Origin of the sequence: Streptomyces sp. Edi4 (assembly GCF_040253615.1) — a bacterium.
In the GTDB taxonomy this organism is placed as follows: domain Bacteria; phylum Actinomycetota; class Actinomycetes; order Streptomycetales; family Streptomycetaceae; genus Streptomyces.
Map to the genome: position 1 here is coordinate 7,354,588 of NZ_JBEJGY010000004.1, position 10,894 is coordinate 7,365,481.

Genomic DNA, 10,894 nt, shown 5'->3' on the forward strand with positions numbered 1-10,894 from the left:
AACGGGTTCAGGGGGTTCTTGGGTGGAAAGCGAGAAGAAGCTTCTCGACTACCTCAAGCGAGCGACGGCCGACCTTCGGGAGGCACGCCGCCAGTTGCGCGAAGCCGAGCGCAGGGAACACGAGCCCATCGCGATCGTCGGCATGAGCTGCCGCTATCCCGGCGGTGTCACCTCCCCCGAGGAGCTGTGGCAGCTGCTGGCGGCCGGCCGGGACGGAATCTCCGGATTCCCCACCGGACGCGGCTGGGACATCGACGCGCTGTACGACCCCGATCCCGACAAGCCCGGCACGACATATGCCCGCGAGGGCGGATTTCTGCACGACGCGGCCGACTTCGACGCCGGCTTCTTCGGCATCGGCCCGCGTGAGGCCCTGGCGATGGACCCCCAGCAGCGACTTCTTCTCGAAGTCTCCTGGGAGGCGCTGGAGCGCGCCGGGCTGGACCCGCACGCGCTGCGCGGCAGCCGCACCGGCGTCTTCGCCGGAGTGATGTACCACGACTACGCCTCGCGCCTGTCCAGCGTTCCGGACGAGGTGGACGGGTACATCGGCAACGGCAACTCGGGCAGCGTCGTCTCGGGACGCGTCTCCTACGCCCTGGGTCTCGAAGGCCCCGCCGTCACGGTCGACACCGCCTGCTCGTCCTCGCTGGTCGCCCTGCACTGGGCCATCCAGGCGCTGCGGGGCGGCGAGTGCTCACTCGCGCTGGCCGGCGGCGTCACGGTCATGTCCACACCCGACACCTTCACCGAGTTCAGCCGGCAGCGCGGTCTGGCGGGCGACGGCCGGTGCAAGCCGTTCGCCGACGCCGCCGACGGTACCGGCTGGGGCGAGGGGGTCGGCGTCCTGCTGGTGGAACGCCTCTCCGACGCCCAGCGCAACGGGCACCGCGTCCTCGCGGTCGTACGCGGCTCCGCCGTGAACCAGGACGGTGCGAGCAGCAGTCTGACGGCGCCGAACGGTCCGTCGCAGCAGCGCGTGATCCTTCAGGCTCTCGCCAACGCCGGCCTGCGCCCGACCGACGTCGACGCGGTGGAGGCGCACGGCACGGGTACGCGGCTCGGCGACCCCATCGAGGCGCAGGCCCTGCTCGCCACCTACGGCCAGAACCGCGCGGACAAGGACCCGCTGTGGCTGGGTTCGGTGAAGTCCAACCTCGGCCACACCCAGGCAGCCGCCGGCGTCGCCGGGATCATCAAGATGGTCATGGCGATGCGTCACGGTGTCCTGCCCAGGACCCTGCACGTGGACGCGCCGTCATCGAAGGTGGACTGGACGGCGGGCCGGGTGGAACTGCTCACCGAGGCGGTGGATTGGCCGAACGACGAACCCCGTCGTGCGGGTGTGTCCTCGTTCGGGATCAGCGGCACGAACGCCCACGTCATCCTGGAGGAGGCCCCGGACCCGGCCGCCGAACCCGAAGGCGCGTCCTCCGGTGTGCCCCGGCGGGACACGGCGGTGCTGGCACTGCCGCTCAGCGCCCGTACCGGCACGGCCCTCGGCGCGCAGGCCGCGAGTCTGGTGGGCCTGCTGGAGGGTGCCGATGCGCCGGACCCGGCAGCTGTCGGGCTGGCACTGGCCACGGCACGGGCCCAGCTGGAACACCGCGCGGTGGTGCTGGGGCCGGATCGCGATGAACTCCTGGCGGGATTGCGGTCGTTGGCGTCGGGCGAGACGGACCCGGGTGTCGTGCGCGGTGTCCGGGCTGAGGGCCGGCTGGCGTTCCTCTTCACCGGTCAGGGCGCGCAACGGGTCGGCATGGGGCGTGAACTAGCAGCCGCATTCCCGGTGTTCGCGTCCGCGCTTGATGAGGTGTGCGGGCACCTGGATCCGCTCCTGGAACGGCCGTTGAAGGATGTGCTGTTCGCGGAGGAGGGATCGGCTGACGCGGCGCTGCTCGACCAGACCGCGTATGCGCAGCCCGCGCTGTTCGCGGTGGAGGCCGCGCTGTTCCGGCTGGCGGAGTCGTTGGGTGTGCGGCCGGATATGGTGGCCGGTCACTCCATCGGCGAGATCAGCGCCGCCCACGCCGCCGGTGTGTTCTCCCTCGCGGACGCGTGCACTCTGGTAGCGGCGCGCGGACGGCTGATGCAGGCACTGCCCGAGGGCGGTGTGATGGCGGCCGTACAGGCGACCGAGGAGGATGTCCTCGCCCTGCTGGAGGGCGTCCAGGACGCGACGATCGCCGCCGTCAACGGGTCGCGTGCGGTGGTGGTCTCGGGCGCGGCCGCGTCGGTGGACAAGGTCGTGGAAGCGGTACGGGACCAGGGCGGTAAGACCACCCTCCTCAAGGTCTCCCACGCCTTCCACTCACCCCTCATGGACCCCATCCTGGACGACTTCCGGGACATACTCACGGGACTCACCTACCACGAGCCCCGCATCCCCGTGGTCTCCAACGTCACCGGCCGCACCGCCACCCCAGGCCGGCTGACTTCCCCCGAGTACTGGGTCACCCACGTCCGCGAAGCCGTACGGTTCGCCGACGGCATCCGCACCCTGGCCGCCGAAGGCGCCACCACCTTCCTGGAGATCGGCCCCGACGCCGTCCTCACCGCCATGGCCCAAGGCACCCTGGACGACGACACCACCACCGCCTTCATCCCCCTCCTGCGCCGCAACCGCCCCGAGGAAACCGAAACACTCACCGCCCTGGCCCGCCTCTGGACCACCGGCCACACCGTGAACTGGCCCGCGCTGCACACCGGCGGCCCCACCCGGCACGTGGACCTTCCCACCTACCCCTTCCAACGCCGGCGCTACTGGCTGGAGTCCGCCCCCGCCACCAGCGACATCACCACCCTGGGCCAGAGCCCCGCACACCACCCCCTGCTCGGCGCCCTCGTCACCGCCCCCGGCACCAACACCACCGTCCTCACCGGACGCATCAGCACACAAAGCCACGCCTGGCTGGCCGACCACGCGATTTTGGGCACGGTGCTCCTCCCCGGCACCGCCTTCGTCGAACTCGCCCTCCACGCCGGCCACCACACCGGCGCGCCCCACCTCGAAGAACTCACCCTCCACGCACCCCTCACACTCCACCCCGACCAATACACCGACCTCCGCGTCCAGACCACCACCCCGGACCACACCACCACCCCCGACCACACCCTCACCATCCACTCCCGCCCCCACCAAGCACCAGACCAAACCCCCTGGACACTCCACGCCACCGGCACCCTCACCACCCAACCCCCCTCCACACCAGCCGACTCCATTCCCGCCGCCTGGCCACCCCCCGGCGCCCAACCCCTCCCCCTCCACAACACCTACCAACACCTCGCCACCCAGGGCTACCACTACGGCCCCACCTTCCAAGGCCTCAAAGCCGCATGGGAACACAACGGCGACATCCTCGCCGAAGTAACCCTCCCCGAAACCGCACACCACGACGCCACCACTTTCGCCCTCCACCCCGCCCTCCTCGACGCCGCACTCCACGCCAACCTCTTTGACGAGAGGGACAGCCAGGACGGTGCCGCGGGGCCCCGGCTGCCCTTCGCGTGGAGCGGTGTCACCGTGCACGCGACGGGCGCCACATCGCTGCGGGTGAGAGTGACCTCGCGCAGTGCGGACGAGGCGACGGTCACGGCCACGGACGCGAGCGGCGCGCCGGTCATCTCGATCCGCTCGCTCGCCGCGCGTGCCGTGAGTGCCGGCCAGCTTGCGGCGGCCGGGAGTGACGACGCGCTGTTGCGGCCGACCTGGACCGAGCGGACCGAGTGGTCGCCGGCCGAGGCGCCGGTGGGCAACTGGGCGGTCATCAGCGGTGGCGACGGCGGTCGGCTCGCGCAGGCATTCGGTAGCGAAGCCGCCGTCTTCCCCGACCTCGCGGAGCTCAGGGCGGCTTCCGGTCCCGTACCGGACTTCGTGGTTCTCAGCTGCGTGGACGATGACGCGGTCACGGACGGGGACGGCGCGGCTGACGGGGACGGCCTCCTGGACCGGATGCGTGAGGCGACGGCCCGGGCGCTCGCCACCGTGCAGGAGTGGCTGTCGGACCAGAGGCTCACCGACTCCCGGCTTGTGATCCTCACCAGTGGCGCCGAGGGTCCAGATGGCGGGGCGGGGACCACCGTCGATCTGGCGCGGGCACCGATATGGGGGCTGGTGCGCTCGGCGCAGGCCGAGCACCCCGGTGCGAGGCTGCTGCTTCTCGACTGGGACGGACGGTCCAGCGCCGATCCCACTGTTTCCACCGGCCGTCTCCTGCGGGCCGCAGCCTCCGCAGAGGGTCCCGAACTCGCCCTGCGTGACGGGCTGTTGTCGGAGCCACGGCTCATACGTGAACAGCGAGGCGCCCTCGCCGATGGGCCGACAGCGGCCGCCCGGTGCTGGGACTCTGAGGGCACCGTGCTGATCACCGGCGGAACGGGCGGCCTCGGCGCGGCCGTGGCCCGGCACGTGGTCACCCGGCACGGCGCGCGCCGTCTCCTGCTCGTGAGCCGCAGAGGCGAGGACGCGCCGGGTGCCGCCGAACTCCGTCAGGAGCTCGCGGAGTTGGGGGCCGAGGCGATGATCACGGCCTGTGACGTGGCGGACCGTACCGCGTTGGAGAAGCTGCTCGCCGACATTCCGGCGGGTCGCCCCCTCACCGCAGTGATCCATACGGCCGGGATCGCCGACAACGGCCTCATCGAGACGCAGAGCGCGCCCCGCCTGGACGGGGTGCTGCGGCCCAAGGCCGATGCTGCCTGGCATTTGCACGAGCTGACGAAGCGTCAAGCCCTGTCGGCCTTCGTGCTGTTCTCCTCGACCGCCGGTCTCTTCGTCGGGGCGGGGCAGGCCACTTACGCCGCGTCGAACGTCTTCCTGGACGCGCTGGCCCGTCACCGCGGGAGCCAGGGTCTGCCGGGACTCTCGCTCGCTTGGGGGCTGTGGTCGGAGACCCAGGGCATGGCGGGTGAGCTGGCCGACGCCGACCTGGAGCGCCTGCGGAGGATGGGCATGCGCCCGCTGCCCACCGACCGCGCGCTCGCGTTGCTCGACTCGGCCCTTGAGTCGGGCGACGCCCCGGTGCTCGTCCCGGTCGGCCTGGAGACGGCGGCGCTGAGCTCGCCGGGCGGCCAGGTGCCCGCGCTGCTGCGTACGCTCGTTCGCACTCCGGCGCGTCGCACGGGCCCGGCGCCCGCTGTCGCCGACGCTCTCCCGCTGCGGCTGTCCGGTCTGTCGGACGCCGATCGTCAGCTTCTTCTGCTCGATCTGGTCCGGGACAACGCGGCCGCCGTACTCGGCCACGGCAGCGGCAAACTCATCGACCCGGAGCGGGCGTTCAAGGACATCGGCTTCGACTCGCTGGCCGCCGTCGATCTGCGCAACCTGCTCAACGCGGCCACGGGCCTGCGGCTGCCGGCGACCCTCGTCTTCGACTTCCCGGCGCCCACGGTGCTCGCCGCACACCTGGCGGCCGAACTCGTGCCGGAGGCGTCGCCGGGAGCGTCGCTGCTGTCCGAGATCGACCGCCTGGAATCGGCGCTGCTCGCCTCGCCCCCGGGGGAGGACGAGCACGACGCCGAGTTCACCGAGGTCGCCGCGCGGCTGGAGACGCTGGCGCGGACCTGGCGGGCGCGGCGTGGCGCGGCGCCGGACGCCGACGTCCGCAGGGACTACGAGTCGGCGACGGACGAGGAGTTGTTCGCGGCTCTGGACGACGAGATCGGACTGCCCTAGCCGGGCGTGGCCCCGGCCGCGACGGCCGGGGCCACGCCCGGGATCCCCGGCCCGCGACCGGTCCCGCGCGCACGCGACGCATCCGTACATCCGCGTATCCGTACCCCCGCATTCCTGCCCCCGTATCGCTCGACAGACCTCAGATTGGCTCAGACACCGATGGCGAACGACCAGAAGCTGCGTGATTACCTGCGGCGTGCGACGGCCGACCTCCAGGAGACCCGGCGCCGCCTGCGTGAGGTCGAGGACGGCAAGCACGAGCCGATCGCGATCGTCGCCATGGGCTGCCGCTATCCGGGCGGTGTCACCTCCCCCGAGGACCTGTGGCGGGTGGTGGACGAAGGCACCGACGTGGTCGGCCAGTTCCCCACCGACCGGGGCTGGGACATGGACGCGCTGTACGATCCCGCGCCCGGCAGGCCCGGCCGCAGCTATGTGCGCGAGGGCGGTTTCCTGTACGACGCCGGGGACTTCGACCCGGTGTTCTTCGGTCTCAGCCCCAGGGAGGCTCCGGAGACGGACCCCCAGCAGCGGCTGCTCCTGGAGACCAGCTGGGAGGCGTTCGAGCGGGCGGGCATCGACCCGGCCACCCTCAGGGGCAGCAGGACCGGTGTGTTCGCGGGTCTGATGTACCACGACTACGCCGGGGGCAGCACGGCCGGCAGCCTGGTGTCCGGCCGGGTCGCCTACACCTTCGGCTTCGAGGGCCCCGCCGTGACGGTCGACACCGCCTGCTCGTCCTCACTGGTGGCGCTGCACCTGGCCGCGCAGGCCCTGCGCAACGGCGAGTGCTCCCTCGCGCTGGCCGGCGGGGTCACCGTGATGGCGGGGCCCGAGATGTTCATCGAGTTCAGCCGGCAGCGCGGACTCGCGTCGGACGGACGCTGCAAGTCCTTCGCGGGAGCGGCGGACGGCGCGGGCTGGTCCGAGGGCGTGGGCGTGCTGCTCGTGGAGCGCCTGTCGGACGCGCGGCGCAACGGCCACCCCGTCCTCGCGGTCGTACGCGGCTCCGCCGTCAACCAGGACGGCGCCAGCAACGGCCTTACCGCCCCCAACGGACCTGCCCAGCAGCGCGTCATCCGCCAGGCCCTGCGCGATGCCGGGCTCACCGCGCGGGATGTCGACGCGGTGGAGGCGCACGGCACCGGCACCGTGCTGGGTGACCCCATCGAGGCGCAGGCGCTCATCGCCACCTACGGCCAGGACCGCCCGGCCGAAAGACCCCTGTGGCTGGGGTCGGTGAAGTCCAACATGGGACACGCGCAGGCCGCCGCCGGAGTCAGCGGCATCATCAAAATGGTGCAGGCGATCCAGCACCAGGTGCTGCCCCGCACCTTGCACGTCGACGAACCGACGCCGCAGGTCGACTGGAGCGCCGCGAGCGTGCGGCTCCTGACCGAGCCGGTGGCGTGGGGGAGCGAACAGCCGCGCAGGGCCGGCATCTCCTCGTTCGGGCTCAGCGGCACCAACGCGCACGTCATCATCGAGGAAGCCCCCGCGCCCGCCACCGCGGAGGACCCCGAGCGGCCCACCGACTTCTCGGCGGACGTCGCGACGGACGCGTCCGCCGCCCGGACGCTGCCCTTCCTGCTGTCGGCACGCGATGACCACGCGCTGAGCGAGGCGGCCGCCCGGCTGCGTACCCAGGTCGCCGCCGGGCAGGACACCCCGGCCGACATCGCGTTCTCACTGGCCACCTCACGCGCCACCTTCGACCGCCGGGCCGTCGTCGTCGCCGGCGACCGCGAGGGACTGCTGCGCCGACTCGACGCGCTGGCCACGGCCGAGGACAGCGCGGGTCTGATCCTGGGCACCCCACGCGGGCCCGGCGCGCGCACCGCCTTCATGTTCACCGGCCAGGGCGCCCAACGCCTCGGTATGGCGCAGGAGTTGTACGCTCACGAGCCGGTGTTCGCGGCCGCACTCGACGCGGTCTGCGACGCCCTCGACCCCCACCTCGACCGGCCGTCACGCGACGTCATGTGGCCCGGTGGGAAGCAGCCGGATGAGGGGCGCAGCGCGGACGAGCTGGATCGCACGGGATACACCCGAGACCGCCCTCTTCGCGGTCGAGGTGGCGCTCTTCCGGCTCCTGGAGAGCTGGGGCGTACGTCCCGACCTGCTGATCGGCCACTCCATCGGAGAGCTCGCGGCCGCGCACGTCGCGGGTGTGTTCACCCTCGCGGACGCCTGTGCCCTGGTGGCCGCCAGGGGCCGGCTCATGCAGGAACTGCCCGCCGGTGGCGCCATGGTCGCCGTCGAGGCGTCCGAGCAGGACGTGCGGACACTGCTCGGGGAACGGCTCGGTGTGGCCGTCGTCAACGGCCCGCGTTCCGTGGTGCTCTCCGGCGACGAGGACGCCGTGCTGAGTGCCGCGCGGCAGCTCAAGGAGCAGGGCCGCAAGACATCGCGCCTGCGCGTCAGCCACGCCTTCCACTCACCCCGCATGGACCCGATGCTCGCGGACTTCCGCAAGATCGTCACAGACCTGCCGATGAGCGAGCCCCGCCTGCCCGTCGTCTCCAACCTCACCGGAAGGCTGTGCGCCGAGGGCGAGTTGACGTCGGCGGACTACTGGGTGCGGCACGTGCGTGAGACCGTCCGCTTCAGCGACGGCGTGGCCACCCTGCGCGAGAACGGCGTCACCACCTTCGTGGAACTGGGCCCCAGCGCCACCCTCACCGCGCTCGCCCAGCAGTGTCTGGCCGATGACGCCGACCGCCAGGACCTCACCTTCGTACCGGTACTGCGCGCCGACCGGCCCGAACCGGTCGCCCTGATCGGCGCCCTCGCCGAACTGCACGTCCACGGCACGGCGGTCGACTGGCACGCGGTCGCCGGGACCTGGGGCGGACACCGGGTCCAGCTGCCCACCTACCCCTTCCAGCGCCAGCGCTACTGGTGGGAGGGCGAGGCCGCCGAAGGTTCCGGCGCGGCCGCCGACGCGTCCCGTACCGTACCCGGCAGCGCGGGAGACGCGGCCTTCTGGGACGCCGTGGAACGCACCGACACCGGGACGCTCGCCGACGCGCTGGGCGCTGAACCCGGTCCCCAGCGCGACTCCCTGGACACCGTGCTCCCGCTGCTCGCGTCGTGGCGCTCACGCCGGGTGAAGGAGGCGAGCGCCGACGCCTGGAGCTATCGGATCGACTGGCGACCCCTCACCGAAAACGCCCCGAACTCCACGTCCACAGCGGGCAGTTGGCTGATCGTGGCCCCCGAAGGGCCGCAGGTGCGGGTCTGGACGGACCGGCTCTCCGACGCCCTGCGGACCCACGGCGCGCAACCGCGTCTCATCACGGTGGACGACGCCACCCTGACCTCCCTGGCCGACACGGCGGACCAAACGGACGACGCCGCAAGGAGCGCGCTCACGGACCACCTGCGGACCGCGTGCGAGGCGGAGGCGCCCGTGCGCGCCGTCGTCTCCCTGCTCGCCCTCACCACGGGCCCGCACGGCCTGCCCGCCACCGTCGCACTCGCCCAGACCCTGGGCGACGCCGCGATTGAAGCCCCCCTGTGGTGCCTGACCAGCGGCGCCGTGGCGGTGGGTGAGGCGGAGGAACTGCCCCACCCCGAGCAGGCCCCGGTCTGGGGTCTGGGCCGGGTCGTCGCCCTGGAGCAGCCGCAGCGCTGGGGCGGACTCATCGACCTGCCGCCCCGCGCCGACGAGTCCGCCGCTGCCCGCCTCGTCTCCGCGCTCACCCGCGCCGAGACCGGCCAGGAGAGCGCGCCGGAGGACCAGATCGCCATACGCGCGTCGGGAACCTTCGGCCGCCGGCTCGTCCACATCCCCGCCGACACGACCATCGCGGGAACCACGGTCCGGGACGGCCACGCCAACTGGAAGCCTCAGGGCACGGTCCTGATCACCGGCGGCACCGGCGCGCTCGGCGCGCACGTCGCGCGCTGGCTCGCCCGTCGCGGCGCCGCCCACCTTCTGCTGACCAGCCGGCGCGGCCCGCAGGCGCCCGGCGCCACCGAACTCACCGCCGAACTCACCGCGCTCGGCGCCGGGGTGACCATCGCGGCCTGCGACGTCGCCGACCGCGCCGCAGTGGAAGCGCTGCTCCAGCAGGTCCCCGAGGACCAACCGCTGACCGCCGTCATGCACACCGCGGGCGTCCTCGACGACGGCGTACTGGAGTCCATCACCCCCGGGCGCCTCGCCGGTGTCCTGCGCCCGAAGGCCGAAGCCGCCCGGCACCTGCACGAGCTCACCCAGCACCACGCACTGACCGCGTTCGTCACCTTCTCCTCGATCGCCGGACTGCTCGGCAGCGCCGGACAGGGCAGCTACGCCGCGGCCAACGCCTACCTGGACGCCCTCGCCCAGCACCGCCGCGCTCTCGGCCTCGCGGCCACCTCCGTGGCCTGGGGCCCCTGGGACGGCGCCGGCATGGCCGGTGAGGACGCCTCGCAGGACCGCTCCTGGTGGCGCGGCCTGGCGCCGATGGACGCCGGTATCTGCCTCACGGCACTTCAGCGCGCCCTGGACCGGACAACGACCGTCGTCGGCGTACTGGACGCCGACTGGCCCCAGCTCGCGGCCGGATTCACCGCGACCCGGCCGAGCCCGCTGATCGCGGACCTCCCCGAAGTGCGCGCCGGAGCCACCTCGGCCGCCGGCGCCACCGGCCCGACGACCCCGGCCGAGGCGGCCGGCGACCTGATCGCCCGGCTCTCCGCCCTGCCGGAGAGCGAACAGCGCCGCGAAGTACTGGAGTTGGTGCGCGGCCAGGTCGCCCTCGTCCTCGCCTACGACAGCGCGAACACCGTGCAGTCGAGCCGCGCCTTCAACGAGCTCGGCTTCGACTCGCTCACCGCCGTCGAGTTCCGCAACCGCCTGGGCGCCGTCACAGGCCTGAAGCTCCCCGCCACCCTGCTCTTCGACTATGCCAACCCCGACGTCCTGGCCAGGCACCTGCACGGCGAGCTGTGCGCGAGCGAGACAGCCCCCGCCGTACCGGTCCTCGCCGAGCTGGAGCGCATCGAATCCGTCGCGGCGGCCCTCTCCGTCGAGGAGATCGAACGCAGCCGGATCAGCCACCGGCTCCAGGAACTGATCACCCGGCTCAACGCGCGCACCCACGACGACAGTGAGGCGGGCAGCACGGGCCCAACGGGCGGCCCCACGGTCGCCGACCGACTCGACACCGCGTCGGCCGAGGACGTCTTCGACTTCCTCGACAAGGAACTCGGGCTCTCCTGAGCCGCTGA

1 protein-coding gene and 1 pseudogene are annotated in these 10,894 nt (G+C 72.6%); both read left to right on the forward strand.

The annotated features are described in order from the left end of the window. Positions 1 to 22 precede the first annotated feature (22 nt). A complete protein-coding gene (locus ABR738_RS35045; RefSeq protein ID WP_350233989.1) occupies positions 23 to 5,674 on the forward strand; it encodes a type I polyketide synthase in 5,652 nt (1,883 codons plus the stop codon). Between the two features lie 144 nt (positions 5,675 to 5,818). Beyond that, positions 5,819 to 10,886: pseudogene (locus ABR738_RS35050) on the forward strand (type I polyketide synthase). Positions 10,887 to 10,894 lie beyond the last annotated feature (8 nt).